We start from the raw sequence: 17908 nt of genomic DNA, 5'->3' as shown, positions 1-17908 counted from the left end.
AGGCCCTCACTGCGCCATGTCCACCCCATCGAACTGATGCCGGCCAAACGGGCTTTGTTTATAGCCGATGACCTTCTTTGACACCGGCTCGAACACCACAGAATGGGCGATGGTGACCCAGGGCGCCTCTTCCTTGAAGATGCGCTGTGCCTCTTGATACAGCTTGGCGCGGGCGGCCTGATCGGGCACCTGCTTGGCTTTCAACACCAGATCCTCATAGGGCTGGTGGCACCATTTGGCGATGTTGCTGCCGCTGGTCTTGGCCGCCGCACAGCCCAGAAGGTTGTACATGAAATTGTCGGGGTCGCCATTGTCACCCGTCCAGCCATAGAGCGCCATCTGGTGCTCCCCGCTTTGGATGCGCTTGCGGTACTCCCCCCATTCAAAGCTGACGATCTTCACCCTCACGCCGATCTTGGCCAGATCGGCCTGGATAATCTCTGCCATACGCCGTGCATTGGGGTTGTAGGGGCGCTGCACCGGCATGGCGTACAGGTCGGTCTCGAACCCGTTGGGATAGCCTGCCTCCGCCAGCAGGGCCTTGGCCTTGGCGGGATCGTAGGGATAATCCTTGTTATCGGCCAGATAACCGAAAATGCCGGGCGGGATGGGGTTCTTGGCCAGGGTGCCGCTGCCCTGGAACACCTGTTCCAGGATGGATTTGCGGTCCACGGCCATGTTGATGGCCTGACGTACCCGCTTGTCATCAAACGGCTTCTTCTGCGTCTGGAAGGCCAGATAACCGATATTCAACCCCTCCATCTGCATCAAGGTCAGGTTGGGGTCCTTGGCCATGGAAGGCAGGTCGGGCGGGTTGGGATAGGGCATGACATGGCATTCGCCGGCTTTCAGCTTGGCATAGCGCACGGCGGCATCCGGTGTGATGGCGAAGACCAGATTGTCGATCGGCGTCTTCCCGCCCCAATGCTCTTCAAAGCGCCGGTACCGGACCTGCGCATCCTTCTGATAGACAACGAAGCGGAAGGGGCCGGTGCCGACCGGGTCCTGGTCATAGCGCTCGGGGGTGCCTTTCTTCAGGAGAAAGTCGGCATATTCCGCCGAGGTGATGTTAGCGAAATCCATGCCCAGGTCGGCCAGGAAGGGCGCGTTGGGCCGGTTCAGGGTGATGCGGACGGTGTAATCATCGAGCTTCTCCACCGCCTTCAGCAGGTCACCCAGCCCCATGCTTTTGAAGAAGGCGTAACCGCCACCGGAGACCGGGTGATAGGGGTGGTCTGCCTTCCACTGCCGGTTCAGGCTGAACAGCACGTCATCGGCGTTGAAATCGCGCGTCGGCTTGTAATCCTTGAAGGATTGCCACTTCACGCCGCGGCGCAGATGGAATGTGTAAGTCAGGCCATCGGGGGAGATCTCCCAGCGTTCGGCCAGGGCCGGCACGATTTTGGTCGTACCGCGCTCAAACTTCACCAGCCCGTCAAACAGGGGCCGGGTGGCGTCAAACGTGGTGCCGGAGGTGTTCAGCGCCGCGTTGAAGTTTTCCGGGCTGCCTTCGGCACAATAAACCAGCGTCTTGGGCGCCGCCCAGGCCGGGCTGGCCATGCATCCCGCCAGGACACCCATCATCATGGCGTAACGCCACGTTCCCAAACCCATGCTGAACCCCATCCGCCGTTTTTGTCGGGTGTCGCCAGGGTATGTCCGCCCTGCGTGCCCTGCATTGCGGCGCAGTAGAACAGGGGCGGGCGGGGGCGTCAATCATCAGAACCGGGGCAGATCGGGGAAAGGCAACCGTCCGCCGGCGACCTGCATCCAGCCGCTGTCGGCGCAGCGGTGCAGCGTGGGGAACAGTTTGCCAGGGTTCAGCAGGCTGTCGGGATCGAAGGCGCATTTCAGGCGTGTCTGCTGTTCCAGGTCGTCGGCCGTAAACTGATCGGGCATCAGATCGCGCTTTTCGATGCCCACCCCATGTTCACCGGTCAGCACCCCGCCGACAGCCACACACAGGCGCAGGATGGCGGCCCCGAACGCCTCTACCTTCTCCAACTCCCCCGGCTTGTTGGCGTCGAACAGGATTAAAGGGTGCAGATTGCCATCGCCGGCATGAAAGACATTGGCGACGCGCAGGCCGTACTCTCCCTCCATCGCCGCCATGCGGGACAGGACCTCGGGCAGCGCCTTGCGCGGGATGGTGCCATCCATACACATATAGTCAGGACTGATGCGGCCCACAGCGGGAAAGGCGGCCTTGCGCCCAGCCCAAAATGCCAACCGCTCCGATTCGCTGTTGGAAAGGCGTGGTGGGCGGCCATGATGGGCCGTCGTGATCGTCGCCACCTGGGCGATCAGCGCATCCACCTCTGCCGCCGGCCCATCCAGTTCCACAATCAGCAGGGCGTCCACATCGCGGGGATATCCGGCCTTCACGAAATCTTCTGCGGCATGGATGGCAGGGCGGTCCATCATCTCCATGCCCGCCGGGATGATGCCCGCCGCGATAATGGCGGCGACGGCATCACCGGCATCCACCGTGCGGTCGAAACCGACCAGCAGGGCGCGGGCCAGGGCGGGCTTGGGCCGGATGCGTACCGTCACCTCTGTGACAACCCCCAACAACCCTTCTGACCCGGTCATGACGCCCAACAGGTCATAATGTCCCGAATCGAGATGTTTACCGCCCAGGCGCAACACCTCACCTTCCATGGTGACAACCTCGATTCCCAAGAGGTTATTGGCTGTCACCCCATATTTCAGGCAATGCACCCCGCCGGAGTTTTCCGCAACATTGCCGCCGATGGAACAGGCGATCTGCGAGGACGGGTCGGGTGCATAATAGAATCCGCGCTCGTCTACGGCCTGACTGATGGCGAGGTTGGTGACACCCGACTGCACAACAACGGCGCGGTTATCGTAGTCAATCTCCAGGATACGCGACAGTTTTGTCAAAACCAGAAGTACACCGTCGGCCAGGGGCAAGGCCCCGCCCGACAGGCCGGTCCCAGCCCCGCGCGGCACCACCTTCACACCCATCGCGTGACATATCCGCAATATGGCGGCCACCTCCGCCGTGTTGCGTGGCAGTGTGACTAGCATGGGCATCTGGCGATATGCTGACAGCGCGTCCGTATCATAGGCGCGCAGCGACGCCTCGTCCGCAATCACCCCGCCGGGCACCGCCTCGCGCAGACGGCGCAGAAGGTCGGCCCGTTTTGACAGGGCGGCAGGATCGGGGGTGGGCATCGTGGGCATGGCAAGTCACCGGCTGGGGCCTGTGTCCCCTAGCATGCGACAGCGCGGAAGCGATGTGGAACCCCCAAACGCGAAAACCGCGCCGAAAGGCGCGGTTCCTGCCCGCCGGGACTGTCACATCCCGGCGCAAACCAAATCAGCGAAACCTCAGCCCTGGCGGGCCTTGAAACGCGGGTTCAGCTTGTTGATGACGTAGACGCGGCCCTTGCGGCGGATAACGCGGCAAGCCTTGTGGCGGGTCTTCATCGACTTCAGCGAATTCACGATCTTCATGATAAGCACTCTGGCGCTGGAGGCGTTCTTTGCGAGGCGCGGAACATAGTCGCGGCGCGCCCCCCTGTCAACCGGACAGGCGCATCCATGCCATGCAACCCCCTCCCGCGCTGCAAAAACCCAGCTATTCGGCGGCAATCAGCTCAGATCACCAGGCTTCAAAGCATAGAATCGGTAGTAACGCAGACCCGATGACAGGGCGGCGACGCGCCGCGCCCACATCTCCACCTCTTCTACCACGGCCAATTTGGTGTCGTGGTCCATGGCGACCGTTTCCAGATGTTTCACCAGTTCCTGGATGGCGTTCAAGATCAAGGCGCGGTGGGTGTCGGTATTGTCCTCGGTGATGCGGATGTCCAGGTTGCGCTGGGCCAGGGCTGCCGCATATTGCTCCACCGTCCAGGGGGACGGCTCTGACGGTTCGGCATGAATCCAGCCATCGAAATCCCGGCCCCTGGCATGGCCGGGATCGATCACATAATCAGTGAACAGCAATTGTCCCCGTGGCTTCAGAATAGCCTCGATGCTGTCGATCAGCTTGTCCTTGTTGCGGACCGTGTAAAAGGTCTCTTTGGAGAATATGGCATCCACCCGCTTGCCCCAGGTGAAATTTTCCATATCCGTGGACAGGATCGGTGCTTGGCGTGCCAGTCCGGATTTCTGCGACCGGAACATACCCGCCTCAGCCAGGACGGGGTTCCCGTCCAGCCCTGTGACCCAGGTGCCGTATTGTTTGGCCATGGCGCGAGTCGCCCCGCCCAGGCCGGCGCCGATATCCAGCACACTCATGGCCGGGTTCAGGCCCAGCGGCTTCACGATGGTGGGGATAAACTCGTCACCGCCGGGGGAGGAGAAACCCGGCCCCCAGATCTTCTCCACCACCTCGATACGGGTGGCGGTCCAGAGCGGCTTACCCTTACGGTTCAAATGCTTGGCATTAGACGGCGACGCATCTTCGCCCGGCGCAGTCGGTTCCTCGCCAGCGTCGTTGTGTCGACGCTGGACATCAATGCCTTCCCACCACGCCAGGAAGCGCTCCTTTAGCGTGGGTGGGGGGGCGGGCAGATCGTCGGTGCTGCGGGTAGCGGCCATGCGTTCGATAAGGCGCTGTCCTTGTTGCGACGAGTGGGAGATTACCTCTTATGCGTTTCAGGGGAAACAGTCTTGGAAGGGTGGTTTGCACGGAATGTGCAAGCCCAACAGCGCCACCCTAATAGCCGCTTCACAGATAAACTGACACCAGCCCTGGTATTTTACTGATCTGTCGGGTGGAAATAACCGCTTTATGCAGGATAATGGTCCCTAGATGGCTATGCGGTCCTTGCGTGGGCAGGCCGTCAGCCCTGCTATCATTCGGTAACAATCGACGGCTTTGATAGTGCATCCCGCCAATATCCAGTGTAGGGTCTTCATGGGATGGCTGCTGGACAGGCACCTTGCGGATATGCTTTCCGCATGGCGTCGAACCGTGTACTGTCCTTGCAGCCGGTCCACCGGTGAAGTTCCCTACACTACGACAGTCGAGTTCGAGACCACATGTACGAGCGCCGTTCTCCGCAGAGCCCGCAGATCACCCGCCGGAGCGTCACCGCCACGGTCAAATGGTATAACCCCACGAAGGGCTTCGGCTTCGTGACCCTGTCTGATGGGTCGCCCGATGCCTTCCTGCATGCCTCGGTCGTTCAGGCCGTTGGTCATGACGCTTTGGCCGATGGTACCACCATCGTCTGCGATCTGTCGCAGGGTCAGAAGGGTCCGCAGGTCGCTTCGATCCACAGCGTCGATACCACGACGGCCCAGCCGGCCCGTCGTGGCCCGGCGGGCGGTGGCGACCGCTTTGGTGGCGGTGGCGATCGCTTTGGCGGCGGCGACCGCTTCGGCGGTGGCGACCGTTTCGGCGGCGACCGCTATGGCGACAGCCCGCGCCCGCCGCGCGTTGCCCGCAGCTTTGACAGCGGCCCGACGGAAACGATCGAAGGCGTGGTCAAGTTCTTCAGCGCCGATAAGGGTTTCGGTTTCGTGACCCCCGATGGCGGCGGCAAGGACGTGTTCGTGCACATCACCGCTCTGGAGCGTTCGGGTGTCCGCGCCCTGACTCCGGAACAGCGCGTGCGTCTGCACACCAGCATGGGCCAGAAGGGTCCGCAGGCCAACCGCGTCGAGATCTTATGATCTCTGATCGGCGTTTGCCCTGACGCTTTGGTGTCAGTTCGGTAAAGGATTGGCAGCGTTGCCCTGGTGGTGGCGCTGCCGATTTTTTTTGTGTTCCGCGTGGGTTCAACTCGGCGCCGTACCTGGGTTTGGTCTGCGCCTGTTCGGTCATTGTTATGGTCGACCCCTGTCGGCTTTTGTTCGTTATTGGGCGGGCCCGTTGTGGCCCGCTTCCTGTTTCTGGGGTGTCTGCTCGGCGCTGCCGGATGGACAGGGCGCTCGGTCGCCGCAACTAGCGCTTGCCAGTCCCGGTTCCACCGGGTGACCATGTAAAAAACAGGTCCCGGACAGGCTGATGCAATTCTTCCCCCATTCGACCGTCTCCCGCCGTCTGATCGCCGGTGTTCTGGCCTTATGCCTGATGCCGTCGGCCGCCTTGGCGCAGCAGGCGCCGGAACCGGCATCCGCCGCCAGGGTGAAAGAACTGGTCACCGCGCGCCGTCACATGGTGGTGGCGGCCAATCCGCTTGCGGTGCAGGCCGGGCTGGATGTGCTGCGTCAGGGCGGCAATGCCGTGGATGCCGCTGTTGCGGTGCAGGCCGTGCTGGGGTTGGCGGAGCCACAATCATCCGGCCTGGCTGGCGGCGCCTTTATGCTGCTGGCCGAACCGGGGGGCAAACTGACCACCTATGACGGGCGGGAAGTGGCTGGTGCGGCTGTAACGCCGACCTTGTTCATCGGGCCGGATGGCAAGCCCATACCGTTCCTGGAGACCTTTCCGCAGGGCCGGGCTGTTGGTGTGCCTGGTGTGGTGGCCATGCTGGCCCAGGCCCATGCTGCTCATGGTCAACTACCCTGGGCCAGCCTGTTCAAGCCGGCCATCGATCTGGCCGATGCCGGTGTGCCTGCGTGGCCACGCATGGTTGGCATCCTGACCGAGTGGCAGCGCATGCTGGGCAAGTCGCCCGACCTGCTGCGCGATTATTACCGGGAGGGTGGCCGGCCGCCGGCTCTGGGTGAGCGTATCCCCATGCCGGAACAGGCAATCAGCCTGCGTCTGCTGGCCGCTGCGGGGCCGGACGCCTTTTACCGGGGCCCCATTGCCAAGGCCATTGTTGAGCGCCTGGAGCAGGCTGCCGGTGAAAGCGGTACGCCGGTGCTGAGCCTGGAGGATATGGCGACCTACCGGTCGGTGGAGCGTGACGGCATCTGCATGCCTTACCGGGTGTGGAAGGTCTGCGGTATGGCTCCCCCCTCGGCTGGCGGGGTGGCTGTGCTGCAAATTCTGGGCATGCTGTCGCAGCACGATCTGCGCGCGATGGGTAAGGATGATCCCCGTGCCTGGCACCTTCTGATGGAGGCCAGCCGACGTGCCCATGCTGACCGTGAGGCCCATATTGGCGATCCCGATCAGGTGGCCGTGCCGACGCGGGGGCTGATTGACGCGGGATATATCGCCAGCCGCGCCGCCGGGATCGACCCGGCACGCGCCGCCAGCGGCCCGGTGCCGCCAGGCGAACCGCCCTTCCGCACAGGCGCGCTCTACCCCGCCGCCGATGCCCCGGATATTCCCTCCACCACCCATTTCTCCATCATTGATGATGCGGGGCGGATGGTGTCGATGACCAGTTCTGTCGAATTCGCCTTCGGTTCCGGCTTGATTGCCGGCGGGTTCGTCTTGAACAACCAGTTGACGGATTTCACCTTTGTACCGGTCAAGGATGGCAAGCCGGTGGCCAACGCGCCGGGGCCGGGCAAGCGCCCGCGTTCTTCCATGGCACCGACCGTCGTGTTCGACCAGAAGGGGAACCCGGTTCTGGCCATCGGCTCTCCTGGTGGGACTGCCATCATCGGCTATGTGGTCGAGGCGTTGGTCGCCATGCTGGACTGGGATCTGGACCCGCAGGCGGCGGTCAACCTCCCGATCCTGTTGAACCGCAATGGTGCCACCCAAATCGAATCGGTGCCTGCTGCTGATAAGCTGGCAGCAAGCCTGGCGGCGATGGGGCATCAGGTGAAGCGGGATAATGCCAATAGCGGCATCCATATCATTCGTGTCACCCCGGCTGGCATCCAGGGTGGCGCCGATCCCCGCCGTGATGGTGTGGCGATGGGGGATTAGCCGAGCCGACGCGCGGCCGCTACCGCCAGCGCCATGGCCTCGACCCGCGACAACCGGGTGGCGGCGAGGGTCAGGTTGCCCAGACGGAAGGCATCCAGCAGCAGGCGCAGTTCGGCCGCCATCGCGTCTTTTACCTGGGTTGTCGCCCGGGCACGGGCGGTCTGGTCGGGAGCGGCGATGATGTCCAGTTCCCAGGTCCCGCCATTGACCGGCTGGACCGGGGCCGCATTCGCCAGGGTCAGCAGGGCCCTGGCCCGGCAGGCCGGGTCGCGCAGGGTGGCGGCGGCCTGTTCACGGACAACCCGATGTGCCGCCGCCAGCGTTACCGCCTTGTCGCCTTTGTCCAGGAACCGGGCTGGGGCCAGGATGCGGGCGAATCCGGCCAGTTGCCGGTCGATGGCCGAGATGTCCAATTCGAACTGTGCTGTCAGGCCCAGACGGGTGAAGGGATCGACTTCTCCTGGCGGCTGGATTGTACCGCACTCATGGCAGAACAGGGCGCGAACCGTGACATTGGCGGCGCAATGCCAGCAGGGCAGGGTCGGCTCCACAGCAGTTTCCTTCACGATGCAGGCCGGGCGCGGGCGGCCAGCGGCAGATAGCAGGACAGGAACCGGTCGATATCCTGTTCAGTGTTTTCCCAGCCCAAGCTGACCCGGATGGCGGCGCTGGCAATCTCTTCGCCCAGACCCATGGCGGTCAGCACGGCTGAGGACTTGACCTTGCCAGACGAACAAGCCGATCCGGCGCTGACGGCGATCCCGGCCAGATCAAAAGCCATCAACTGGCTGTTGGCAGGCTGGCCGGGCAGGGCGAGGCAACTGGTATTGGCGACACGCGGGCTGTTGGCACCGATGATCCGAACCCAGGGGGCGGTGTCGCGGATGCTTGCTTCCAGCCGGTCACGCAGCACAGCCAGGGTGCCATAATCGGACAGGCAGCTTTGTGCGGCCTGGGCTGCGGCGCCGAATCCGGCGATGGCCGCGACATTTTCGGTACCCGCCCGCATGCGCCGTTCCTGACCGCCACCACGCAGCAACGGGGCCAGCGGCACCGAAGCGGCCGCCAGCAGGGCGCCCACCCCCTGCGGCCCACCGATCTTGTGGGCCGACAGGGTGGCCAGATCCAGGCCCATTGCCGCCATGTCAAACGGGATGCGACCCGCTGCCTGGACCCCGTCGCTGTGCAGCCAGCCACCGTACCGATGAACCAGATCGGCAATGGCGCCCAGCGGTTGGATGATCCCGGTCTCGCTGTTGACTGCCTGGATGGACACCAGTGCCGGTCCGGCGGCCAGCATTTCTTCCAGGGCCGTCAGATCAATCAGCCCGTCAGACCCCACCGGGATCAGCGCGCTGTCGGTAGTAGCGCATTCCAGGACCGATGGATGTTCCGTGGCCCCCAGCAGCAGACGACGACCATGCCGGGCAGCCAGGGAAAGGGCGTGATTATTCGCCTCTGTACCGCCACCGGTAAAGGTGACCTGGGCCGGGGCAACACCGGCCAGGGCGGCGACCTGATCACGCGCATCTTCCACACGCCGCCGGGCCTTGCGCCCGAATCCATGGATGGAGGATGGGTTTCCAATCAGCGCCAGGGCATCGATCATCGCCTCTCTGGCGGCGGGCCGCAGGGGCGTTGTGGCGTTCCAGTCCAGGTAAAGAGGTGGGCGCATGGAATGCTTTTCCGCCAGAGGCTTGATTTCCCCTGCAAAGAGGCTTGAATACGAATATGGGCGCTGTGGTATAGTCCGTCTCCATATCAACGCGGTTAACGCGCTGATACAGTCCCGTGGACGGCGGGGCGTGTCCTGATCAGGGGCACGGCTCGACGGCCCACAACCGCCTGAGGCAGTCCTATAGAATGACAGGGATGGACGGTCAAGAATCGCCCCTCTACCAAGGCCGCCCGGCCTTGGGTTGTTCGCTGGCCGCTGCCGATCGCCTGTTGACGCTCGCCCCTCGCATGTCTGACCGGGACCGGTGCATCGATGCCTGACGTGATCATGAACGGCCCTGCCGGCCGTCTGGAAGGTCGTTACTCTCACAGCAAGTTGCCGAATGCGCCGATCGCCCTGCTGCTGCATCCGCATCCGCAGCATGGCGGGACGATGAACAACCGCATCGTCTACACAATGTTTCATGCCTTCACCAAGCGCGGTTTCTCTGCCCTGCGCTTCAATTTCCGGGGTGTGGGCCGCAGCCAGGGCACCTATGACCGGGGCGAGGGCGAACTGTCTGATGCCGCTTCGGCGCTGGACTGGTTGCAGACCTATAATCCCAATGCTTCGGCCTGCTGGATTGGCGGGTTCAGCTTCGGCGCCTGGATCGGAATGCAGTTGCTGATGCGCCGTCCGGAACTGGATGGGTTCCTCTCGGTGGCGCCGCCGGCCAATATGTTCGATTTCAGCTTTCTGGCCCCATGCCCGGCTTCTGGCCTGATTGTGCATGGCGACCGCGACGAGATTGTGCCCGAGGCCTCGGTCACCCGTCTGGTCAACAAGCTGTCGGCACAGAAGGATATCAAGATCGACTATCGCCGCCTGGAAGGGGCGAACCATTTCTTCAACGAGAAGTCAGAAGAACTGGGCCGGATTGTCGATGATTATCTGGATGTGGCGCTGACCAAGCCGATGGGGCCGAACGCGGTGTAATGGACTGGGGCGGGCGGCCGGTTCGGCTTTGCCCCCCCATTCCCGCTGCGCCCAGAATGCCGATTCTGATCGTGCCATGGCAGGGTCCATGCTTTCCGACCTTCTCGATGCGGTCCGCGCCGGGCAAAACCTGCGCGTCACTGGTGGCGGCAGTAAACCGGGACTGGGACACGCGGTCGCCGGTCAGGCCCTGTCTGTGTCGTGCCTGCGCACGGTCATATCCTATGAGCCGGCGGAACTGATCCTGGTTGCGCAACCGGGCCTGCCCCTGGAAGAACTCAAGGCCCTGCTATCGACCCATGGCCAGGCCCTGGCCTTTGACCCGCCTGATCTGGGGCCGCTTTATGGCCAGCCAGCCGGAGGTGGCACGCTGGGTGGCGTTGTGGCCACCGGTCTGTCGGGGCCAGGGCGGGTGAAGGCCGGCGCCGTGCGCGACCATGTGCTGGGCATGACGGCCATTGCCGGGGATGGCCGCGTGTTCCGGTCGGGCGGTAAAGTGGTGAAGAATGTCACGGGCTTTGACCTGCCCAAATTGCTGACTGGGGCCCATGGCACTTTGGGCATCATGACGGAGATCGTGGTCAAGGTTCTGCCGTCCCCGCCCGTGTCGAAAACCCTTGTGCTGGCAGGCATTGAAGGAGCGGAAGCTACGCGCGCCCTCGCCGATGCGCTGGGTTCGGCGGCGGAGGTGGGGGCAGCCGCCTTTACCCCTTCCTATCTGCCCTTGGATGGGTTGCTGCCTGACCGCACACCCTGCGTTCTGCTGCGGCTGGACGGGGTTGCAGTATCGGTGGCCGAGCGGTTGTCGGCGCTGGAGCAGCTTTTGCACGGACGAGCGGCGATGGCGGTGCTGGCGGGCGACGAATCGACCATGCTTTGGGCATGGTTGCGCGATGCGGCGCCGCTGGCGGAGCGCCCCGAGCTGGATGTCTGGCGCCTGTCAGTGCCGCCCATGGCGGGGATGGGGGTCCTGTCAACCATCCGTGCCGCCATTCCGCGCGCCATCGGCTGGCTGGATTGGGGTGGGGGCCTGATCTGGCTGGGCTTGCCGGGTGGCATGGCGGATGCGGGGGCCAGCGTGGTCAGGGGTGCCTTAGGCGGGGATGGGCATGCGACCTTGATGCGTGCACCCGATGCGGTAAAGGCCCTGGTGCCGGTGTTCCAGCCCCTGCCCGGCCCCCTGGCCGCCCTGACGGCACGGGTCAAGGCGCAATTCGATCCCGCCGGCATCCTGAACCCCGGCCTGATGGGGATGTGATGCAGACGCATTTCACCCTGGCGCAACTGGCCGACAATGGAACCGCAGAGGCGGAGAAAATTCTGCGGACCTGTGTGCATTGTGGATTTTGCACGGCCACGTGCCCGACCTATCGCCTCACCGGGGATGAACGCGACAGCCCGCGTGGCCGCATCTACCTGATTAAGGATATGCTGGAAAGCGGACGGGATGCCGGGCCTGTGGAGACCCACCATATCGACCGCTGCCTGTCGTGCCTGTCCTGCATGACCACCTGCCCATCGGGTGTGCATTACATGCATCTGGTCGACCATGCCCGCGCCCATATCGAGAAGACGGCCAGGCGCCCGGTGAAGGTGCAGTTGACGCGGTCGGCGCTGGCGCTGCTGCTGCCGCATGCGGGGCGGTTCCGGGCGACCATGCGGCTGGTGAAACTGGCCCGGCCCTTCCGCACCCTGCTGCCGCCCGATCTGCGTGGGATGCTCGACCTGGCGCCCGACCGGGTGCATCCGCGTCAGGCGCAGGAAGGGCCAGCCACCTTCCCGGCGCAGGGGCCGCGGCGGATGCGGGTGGCGCTGCTGCCCGGCTGTGTGCAACCCGCCCTCAACCCCGCTATCAATGACGCCGCGATCCGCCTGCTGACCCGGTTGGGGGCGGAACTGGTGATAGCGAAGGGGCTGGGCTGCTGCGGTGCCCTGACCCACCATATGGGCCGTGATGGGCACGGCTTCGCAGCGGCTAACATCCGCGCCTGGATGGCGGAGGTGGAAGGCGAAGGCCTGGACGCCATCATCGTCACGGCCAGTGGCTGCGGCACCACCGTCAAGGATTACGGCTATATGTTCCGCGACGATCCCGTGCTGGCCGGGCCGGCGGCGACCGTGTCGGCCTTGGCACGCGATGTGACGGAGGTGGTGGCGATGCTCGGCCTGCCGGAGGATGTGGCGGCACCCCGGCCGCTGCGTGTGGCCTACCACGCCGCCTGTTCGCTCCAGCATGGGCAGAAAGTGAAGGACCCGCCGCGCGACCTGCTGCGCCGCGCTGGCTTTACCGTGCTGGACGTGCCCGACGGGCACCTGTGCTGCGGATCGGCGGGGACCTATAACTTGTTGCAGCCGGAATTGGCCGGGCAGTTGCGTGATGCCAAGGTGGCGGCCATCGAAGGGACAAAGCCCGATGTCATCGCCGCCGGGAATATCGGCTGCATGACCCAGATCGGGTCCGGCACGGCCCTGCCCATCGTCCATACGGTGCAGCTTCTGGACTGGGCGACGGGTGGGCCGGTGCCGCAGGGTGTGTAGTTATTGCTTGGCCGTTACGAAGTCGGCCACTGCCTCCACCAACCCGGCCGTCAGCGGCAGGTTCGGATCGGTATAGGTGGCTATGTTGGCCGCCCGGTCACTGCCGCTGACCGTCTTCAGGGCATGGGTCATGCCGGGGATCAGCATCAGGGTCGCTTTGGGTGACGCAGCCTTCAGCGCTTCAGCATCTGCGACCGATACCTGGATATCCTGGTCGCCGTGAATGATCAGAACCGGCTTGTTGACTTTCGCGAGCAAAGCTGCGGGGTCCTGGGCGTAGAGACTGATCAAGAAGCCTTGTACCTGCGGCGCGAACAGGGGCATGAGGGGTGCTGGCACGTCCACCGGGTCGACACGTTTGCCGGCCTTCAGCGTTTCGATGCCCTTTTCTGCCGCGGCCAGATAGGGCGCAAAGGCTGGGTTGGCCCGCAACTGTTCCATCACCGCCTTCTCCAGGGGACGTCCGGGGGCGGAAATAAGGATCAAGCCGCAGAGATCCGGCACCTTGCCCGCAGAGGCGACGGCCACCAGCCCGCCTTCGCTATGCCCAAGCAGCCAGACGCATGCAGCACCCGTTTGCTTTCGGATTGAGGTAACCCAGGCGGCGCTGTCGGTAACATAATCGTCAATGGTGACGGCGTTGGGGTCCGGGATGGCGGACGCACTGCCGAACATGCCGCGCTTGTCGATCCGCACGCTGCTGACGCCCTTTGCGGCAAGCCCCTCAGCCAGGAGGCGGAACGACGCTGCCTTAACGCCCAGGGGATTGTTGCTATCCCGATCCGTTGGGCCAGAACCGGGGATCATCAGGACGACCGGGGATTTTGACCCCGCATCTACCCAGGTTCCCCGCAAAGGACCCTGCGGCCCCGGTGCCTCGATTCCCGCTGCGGTTGCGGTGACGGACAGCAGCAGGCTTGCCAATAGCAGTGTGACGCGACGCATGGGCCCCCAACATTCTGGTTATGCCCAAAAATGTACTACTTGGAGTTTATTGGCACAAATGGAAAGCCCTGCGGATACTTTATTATCCACAGGGCTTTCTAATGGAAATTATGATAAAATTACGCCTTCGGCTTTTCTGCCGGTGCCACCTTAGGCTTCCCCGCGTTGCGCAGGACGACCGCCAGATGGGAATGCAGGTTGGCGTTGGCGGCCAGGATGGAACCGCTGGACAAGGGGGACTTGCCAGGACCGATCTCGCTGACAAAACCACCGGCTTCTGTGACCATCAGCAGCCCGGCGGCCATGTCCCAGGGCTTCAGGTCAGCTTCAAAGAAACCGTCATAGCGGCCGGCGGCCGTGTAGGCGAGGTCGAGCGAGGCCGCACCCCAGCGACGGATGCCGGCCACCTGGCCCATCAGGGCTTCCAACTGCTGCAGAAAAACAGGCGCATTGCCGTGGCCGCGGAAAGGGATGCCGGTGGCGATGATGCTATCGGCCAGTTGCCGGCGCGAGGAGACGCGCAGGCGGGTATGGTTCAGGAAGGCGCCAGCGCCCTTTTCTGCCCAGAACATCTCGTCATGCACAGGTTCATAAATGACACCGGCGATGATCTCGCCGTCGCGTTCCAGGCCGATGGAGATGGCCCAGTGCGGCAGGCCGTGCAGGAAGTTGGTGGTGCCGTCCAGCGGATCGACAATGAAGCGGTGCGAGCCGTCCTTGCCCTTGATCTCACCCGTCTCTTCCAGCAGCAGGCCGAAATCGGGGCGCGCCTTCTGAAGTTCCTCGCGGACGATACGTTCTGCCTTTTGGTCGGCGGCGGAAACGAAATCGGACGGACCCTTGCGGGAAACCTGCAAATGTTCGACCTCGCCAAAATCGCGCAGGATGGCCTTGCCAGCTTTTTCGGCTGCACGGGTCATAACGTTCAGAATGGCCGAACGGGCTGCCATGGTCGAACACTCCACAATGACGAAGAAACTGCGGGATCAATTCCCGCCTATTAAAAGCGAAACGCCCGCGCGATAAAACCCGCGCGGGCGTCCCGATGAAAGCGGAAGGCCGCAGGACCCATCAGTCCTTGAAGCGTTCCATATATTCGCCGGTTTCGATGTTCACGACGATCTTGGTGCCAGCCTCGATATGCGGCGGAACCATGACGCGGGCCCCATTCTCCAGAACGGCGGGCTTGTAGGAGGAAGAAGCCGTCTGGCCCTTCACCACCGGGTCAGCCTCAGTGATCAGCAGGACCACGGACTGCGGCAGTTCAACAGAGAGCGGGGCGCCTTCAAAGGACTGCACCACGACTTCCATACCATCGGCCAGGAAAATCTTGCCGTCGCCAATGATATCGCCGGGGATGGTCACCTGTTCGAAGGTTTCCTTGTCCATGAAGGTGTAATTGTCATCTTCGGCGAACAGGAACGTCATCTCATGATCGTCCAGACGGGCGCGTTCGACGGCTTCGCCGGTGCGGAAGCGCTCGATATTCTTGTTACCGGTCTTGACGTCCTTCATTTCCAACTGGATGAAGGCGCCGCCCTTACCGGGCTGCACAATCTGGGTACCGGTGATCACATAGAGACGGCCGTTATGCTCAAGGATGTGACCCTTGCGCATGGTGTTCGCATTGACCTTCATGACAGGCTTCTCAAACTTTAAAGGAATCGAGCGGCGCGGAACCTAACAGGTTGCCCCCCAACAGGCAAATGGCCAGTGTCCCCGCCCGCCGCATAGGCAACCGGCGGGCCGTGCAAGGGCCGCATTGCGGATTTTTAACATATCGCCCGACCATTTGCCGCCTTTCCGCCGTGTTTAGGGTATAAGGCAGCGGGAAAGATGACACGCGGCACGGATGGATGATGGAAGTGGGCGGTGGGGTCGCGCGAGCGGCCGTGGACAAGGAAAAGGTCCGCAAGTTGCGTCTGGTCACCGGTATCGTGGCGCTTCTGGCCCTGATCCTGGATCAGGTGAGCAAACAATGGGTGTTGACCAGCTTGCTGCCCTGCCTGTCAGGGCCGCCAGGCCCGGAATGTGCCGTTGTCACGCCCTTCATCGAGGTGACGGGCTTTTTCAACATGGTGGTGGCCTGGAATTTCGGCGTCAGTTTTTCCATGTTCTACAGCCAGCATGACCTGATGCCCTATGCGCTCAGCCTGCTGGCCGTCGGCATCTGTGGCGCGCTTGTGTGGTGGAACCGTCACAATGACCGGATCGTGGCAGCGCTGGCCACCGGCATGGTGGTCGGCGGGGCCATCGGTAATGTGATCGACCGGCTCCGCTACGGCGCCGTCGCCGATTTCCTTGACTTTCACGTCGCAGGCTGGCACTGGCCGGCATTCAACGTGGCGGATTGCTGTATCGTGGTCGGGGTGGGCCTGTTGTTGATCGACGGGCTGTTCTCCGACGCGGAGCAGCGCTAGAGTGCCAGCCATCAGTTGTACGGGCAGGCCGTTTGTTGAAGACTCTGCTCCTCGTTCAAAGGGTACGGATCGGACCATGGTTGTGTTGAAGCAAGTGCGCAAGGCGGCCGTACCGGCCATCACCGTTCTGGCCATGGCGGGCCTGCTGTCGGGCTGTGGCCTGTTTGGCGGCCATGACGCCCCGGATGAATTCATGGTCGTGGCGCGCGCCCCGCTGGAGGTGCCGCCCGACTTTGCCTTGCGGCCGCCGCAGCCCGGCAGCCCACGCCCACAGGAAATGGAACGCGACACCCGTTCGCAGGCCAGCGTCTTTGGTGCCAGCACGGCCGGTTCCGGTGCGCTGATCGACCCGCGCACCAACCCGCAGCAGACCATTGGCGAAGGTGCGCTGCTGGCGCAGGCCGGCGCCGATGCCGCCAACCCCGATATCCGCGCCATTGTTGACCGGGAGAATCCCGGCGTTGTGGTGGGCAGCCCGACCTTCCTGGACAAGCTGATGTTCTGGAAGGATGACCAAAATCCAGAAGTGCTGCCCCCGCCGGGCGGCACTTTGTCGACCACGCGTGAGACCGGCAAGTAAGGTTTCGCTTGCCTGCAGGCACTGGTTTGGCCGTCCTCGACCGTCAGCGTCCCGCAGCCTGCGATCTTCGGCATACCGGTCGCTGACCTTGTTGCTGTCAAAGCCCCGTCCCATCGGCGGGGCTTTGTCATTTCCGGGTTCCGGCAACCCAAACATGTTGATGCGCGGCATCGCGCCCGCTTCCCAAGGCGCCGGGTCCGGCCTATGTTCGGCCTATGACCGATGCGAACACGCCCCACACCGCCGCCGCCTCAGGCACGCCACCCCGTCCCCCCGCCGGGGAGGAAGGACGATTTTTCGGATATCGGGAGATTGACCCGACCGAAAAGGCGACCCTGGTCCGGGGCGTATTTGGCAGTGTCGCCGGCAAATATGATCTGATGAATGACCTGATGTCGCTGGGCATTCATCGTCTGTGGAAGGATGCCTTTGTCGATCTGGTTCGCCCGCGTGACGGCGAAGCGCTTCTGGATGTGGCAGGGGGCACGGGCGACATCGCCTTTCGCCTGAAGAAGCAGGCGCCGGCGGCGATGGTCACCGTCTGCGATCTGACCGAATCCATGGTGCGGGTGGGGCGCGACCGGGGCGTGGATGAGGGGATGCTGTCGGGTATCGACTGGACGGTCGGCAATGCCGAGGATTTGCCGTTTCCGTCGCGGTCGATGGATGCCTACACAATTGCCTTCGGCCTGCGCAACGTGACACGTATCGACAAGGCCCTGGCCGAGGCGCGGCGCGTGCTGAGGCCTGGTGGGCGCTTTTTTTGTCTGGAATTCAGCCATGTCGTGATCCCGGTCCTGCGGGACATCTATGATGGCTATTCTTTTCATCTGCTGCCGCGCCTGGGGGGGCTGGTGGCCGGTGATCGCGAGAGTTATCAATATCTGGTGGAAAGCATCCGCCGGTTCCCTGAACAACAGGCCCTGTGCCGCCGGATTGAGGCGGCGGGCTTTACCGGGGCCAAGGCACGCAACCTGTCAGGCGGTATTGCCTGTATCCATTCTGGCTGGCGCGTCTGA

General features: G+C 63.4%; 17 protein-coding genes. 8 read left to right on the top strand and 9 right to left on the bottom strand.

Going from position 1 to position 17908, the window contains the following annotated elements:
• Window positions 1-6: 6 nt before the first annotated feature.
• The 4 genes from CHU95_RS09765 to CHU95_RS09750 form a co-directional block, all read right to left on the bottom strand.
• Window positions 7-1614, bottom strand: coding sequence for an ABC transporter substrate-binding protein (locus CHU95_RS09765; protein ID WP_245838094.1), 1608 nt, complete (start codon window positions 1612-1614; stop codon window positions 7-9).
• A 105-nt stretch (window positions 1615-1719) separates the two neighbouring features.
• Window positions 1720-3198: an FAD-linked oxidase C-terminal domain-containing protein gene (locus tag CHU95_RS09760; RefSeq protein ID WP_094456298.1), complete on the bottom strand. Its 1479-nt coding sequence runs from the start codon at window positions 3196-3198 to the stop codon at window positions 1720-1722.
• A gap of 156 nt (window positions 3199-3354) precedes the next feature.
• Window positions 3355-3480, bottom strand: a complete 126-nt coding sequence (ykgO, locus tag CHU95_RS09755; RefSeq protein ID WP_029014073.1) for a type B 50S ribosomal protein L36 — start codon at window positions 3478-3480, stop codon at window positions 3355-3357.
• A gap of 138 nt (window positions 3481-3618) precedes the next feature.
• On the bottom strand, window positions 3619-4572 hold the full coding sequence (locus tag CHU95_RS09750) for an SAM-dependent methyltransferase (RefSeq protein ID WP_094456145.1): 954 nt from the start codon (window positions 4570-4572) through the stop codon (window positions 3619-3621).
• Between the two features lie 444 nt (window positions 4573-5016).
• Here CHU95_RS09750 and CHU95_RS09745 point away from each other — a divergent pair, with 444 nt between their 5' ends.
• Together CHU95_RS09745 and ggt are read left to right on the top strand one after the other, a co-directional pair.
• A complete protein-coding gene (locus tag CHU95_RS09745) occupies window positions 5017-5652 on the top strand; it encodes a cold-shock protein (RefSeq protein ID WP_094456144.1) in 636 nt (211 codons plus the stop codon).
• A 334-nt stretch (window positions 5653-5986) separates the two neighbouring features.
• Complete coding sequence (ggt, locus tag CHU95_RS09740; protein WP_094456143.1) at window positions 5987-7753, top strand: gamma-glutamyltransferase; 1767 nt, start codon at window positions 5987-5989, stop codon at window positions 7751-7753.
• Here ggt and CHU95_RS09735 read toward each other — a convergent pair.
• Together CHU95_RS09735 and CHU95_RS09730 are read right to left on the bottom strand one after the other, a co-directional pair.
• Entirely contained in the window at window positions 7750-8319 is a 570-nt protein-coding gene (locus CHU95_RS09735; protein WP_133065494.1) for a hypothetical protein, read from the bottom strand. The genes ggt and CHU95_RS09735 overlap by 4 nt on opposite strands.
• A complete protein-coding gene (locus tag CHU95_RS09730) occupies window positions 8316-9428 on the bottom strand; it encodes a cysteine desulfurase family protein (protein WP_094456141.1) in 1113 nt (370 codons plus the stop codon). Before CHU95_RS09730 ends, CHU95_RS09735 begins: the two co-directional genes overlap by 4 nt.
• A gap of 315 nt (window positions 9429-9743) precedes the next feature.
• Here CHU95_RS09730 and CHU95_RS09725 point away from each other — a divergent pair, with 315 nt between their 5' ends.
• From CHU95_RS09725 to glcF, 3 genes are all read left to right on the top strand, one after another.
• Window positions 9744-10406, top strand: coding sequence for an alpha/beta hydrolase (locus tag CHU95_RS09725; protein ID WP_094456140.1), 663 nt, complete (start codon window positions 9744-9746; stop codon window positions 10404-10406).
• Between the two features lie 76 nt (window positions 10407-10482).
• Window positions 10483-11664, top strand: coding sequence for an FAD-binding protein (locus tag CHU95_RS09720; RefSeq protein WP_094456139.1), 1182 nt, complete (start codon window positions 10483-10485; stop codon window positions 11662-11664).
• Window positions 11664-12944, top strand: a complete 1281-nt coding sequence (gene glcF, locus CHU95_RS09715; protein WP_094456138.1) for a glycolate oxidase subunit GlcF — start codon at window positions 11664-11666, stop codon at window positions 12942-12944. The genes CHU95_RS09720 and glcF overlap by 1 nt, the downstream gene beginning before the upstream one ends.
• Here glcF and CHU95_RS09710 read toward each other — a convergent pair whose 3' ends face one another.
• The 3 genes from CHU95_RS09710 to efp form a co-directional block, all read right to left on the bottom strand.
• On the bottom strand, window positions 12945-13889 hold the full coding sequence (locus CHU95_RS09710) for an alpha/beta hydrolase (protein WP_094456137.1): 945 nt from the start codon (window positions 13887-13889) through the stop codon (window positions 12945-12947).
• A 119-nt stretch (window positions 13890-14008) separates the two neighbouring features.
• The gene (locus CHU95_RS09705) at window positions 14009-14839 is read right to left on the bottom strand and encodes an inositol monophosphatase family protein (protein ID WP_094456136.1); all 831 of its coding nucleotides are present in this window, start codon (window positions 14837-14839) and stop codon (window positions 14009-14011) included.
• Between the two features lie 121 nt (window positions 14840-14960).
• Window positions 14961-15527: an elongation factor P gene (gene efp / locus CHU95_RS09700; protein ID WP_094456135.1), complete on the bottom strand. Its 567-nt coding sequence runs from the start codon at window positions 15525-15527 to the stop codon at window positions 14961-14963.
• A 218-nt stretch (window positions 15528-15745) separates the two neighbouring features.
• On the opposite strand from efp, the gene lspA reads away from it, so the two are divergent.
• The 3 genes from lspA to CHU95_RS09685 all read left to right on the top strand — a co-directional run bounded on the left by lspA (window position 15746) and on the right by CHU95_RS09685 (window position 17908).
• Window positions 15746-16309, top strand: a complete 564-nt coding sequence (lspA, locus tag CHU95_RS09695; protein WP_342744717.1) for a signal peptidase II — start codon at window positions 15746-15748, stop codon at window positions 16307-16309.
• Window positions 16310-16385: 76 nt separating this feature from the next.
• Window positions 16386-16889 (top strand): DUF3035 domain-containing protein, encoded by a 504-nt coding sequence (locus CHU95_RS09690; protein ID WP_094456134.1) that lies wholly within the window; start codon window positions 16386-16388, stop codon window positions 16887-16889.
• 215 nt (window positions 16890-17104) lie between these two features.
• Window positions 17105-17908, top strand: coding sequence for a class I SAM-dependent methyltransferase (locus tag CHU95_RS09685; RefSeq protein WP_094456133.1), 804 nt, complete (start codon window positions 17105-17107; stop codon window positions 17906-17908).

Origin of the sequence: Niveispirillum lacus, assembly GCF_002251795.1 — a bacterium.
GTDB classification, from domain to species: Bacteria; Pseudomonadota; Alphaproteobacteria; order Azospirillales; family Azospirillaceae; genus Niveispirillum; species Niveispirillum lacus.
This window is presented reverse-complemented; position numbering and strand designations above follow the sequence as displayed.

Bases quoted from the DNA above. Each gene is read 5' to 3' on its own strand.
- CHU95_RS09765 (WP_245838094.1), bottom strand. From the start codon at position 1,614: ATGGGTTTGGGAACGTGGCGTTACGCCATGATGATGGGTGTCCTGGCG.
- CHU95_RS09760 (WP_094456298.1), bottom strand. From the start codon at position 3,198: ATGCCCACCCCCGATCCTGCCGCCCTGTCAAAACGGGCCGACCTTCTG.
- ykgO (WP_029014073.1), bottom strand. From the start codon at position 3,480: ATGAAGATCGTGAATTCGCTGAAGTCGATGAAGACCCGCCACAAGGCT.
- CHU95_RS09750 (WP_094456145.1), bottom strand. From the start codon at position 4,572: ATGGCCGCTACCCGCAGCACCGACGATCTGCCCGCCCCCCCACCCACG.
- CHU95_RS09745 (WP_094456144.1), top strand. From the start codon at position 5,017: ATGTACGAGCGCCGTTCTCCGCAGAGCCCGCAGATCACCCGCCGGAGC.
- ggt (WP_094456143.1), top strand. From the start codon at position 5,987: ATGCAATTCTTCCCCCATTCGACCGTCTCCCGCCGTCTGATCGCCGGT.
- CHU95_RS09730 (WP_094456141.1), bottom strand. From the start codon at position 9,428: ATGCGCCCACCTCTTTACCTGGACTGGAACGCCACAACGCCCCTGCGG.
- CHU95_RS09725 (WP_094456140.1), top strand. From the start codon at position 9,744: ATGCCTGACGTGATCATGAACGGCCCTGCCGGCCGTCTGGAAGGTCGT.
- CHU95_RS09720 (WP_094456139.1), top strand. From the start codon at position 10,483: ATGGCAGGGTCCATGCTTTCCGACCTTCTCGATGCGGTCCGCGCCGGG.
- glcF (WP_094456138.1), top strand. From the start codon at position 11,664: ATGCAGACGCATTTCACCCTGGCGCAACTGGCCGACAATGGAACCGCA.
- CHU95_RS09710 (WP_094456137.1), bottom strand. From the start codon at position 13,889: ATGCGTCGCGTCACACTGCTATTGGCAAGCCTGCTGCTGTCCGTCACC.
- CHU95_RS09705 (WP_094456136.1), bottom strand. From the start codon at position 14,839: ATGGCAGCCCGTTCGGCCATTCTGAACGTTATGACCCGTGCAGCCGAA.
- efp (WP_094456135.1), bottom strand. From the start codon at position 15,527: ATGAAGGTCAATGCGAACACCATGCGCAAGGGTCACATCCTTGAGCAT.
- lspA (WP_342744717.1), top strand. From the start codon at position 15,746: ATGATGGAAGTGGGCGGTGGGGTCGCGCGAGCGGCCGTGGACAAGGAA.
- CHU95_RS09690 (WP_094456134.1), top strand. From the start codon at position 16,386: ATGGTTGTGTTGAAGCAAGTGCGCAAGGCGGCCGTACCGGCCATCACC.
- CHU95_RS09685 (WP_094456133.1), top strand. From the start codon at position 17,105: ATGACCGATGCGAACACGCCCCACACCGCCGCCGCCTCAGGCACGCCA.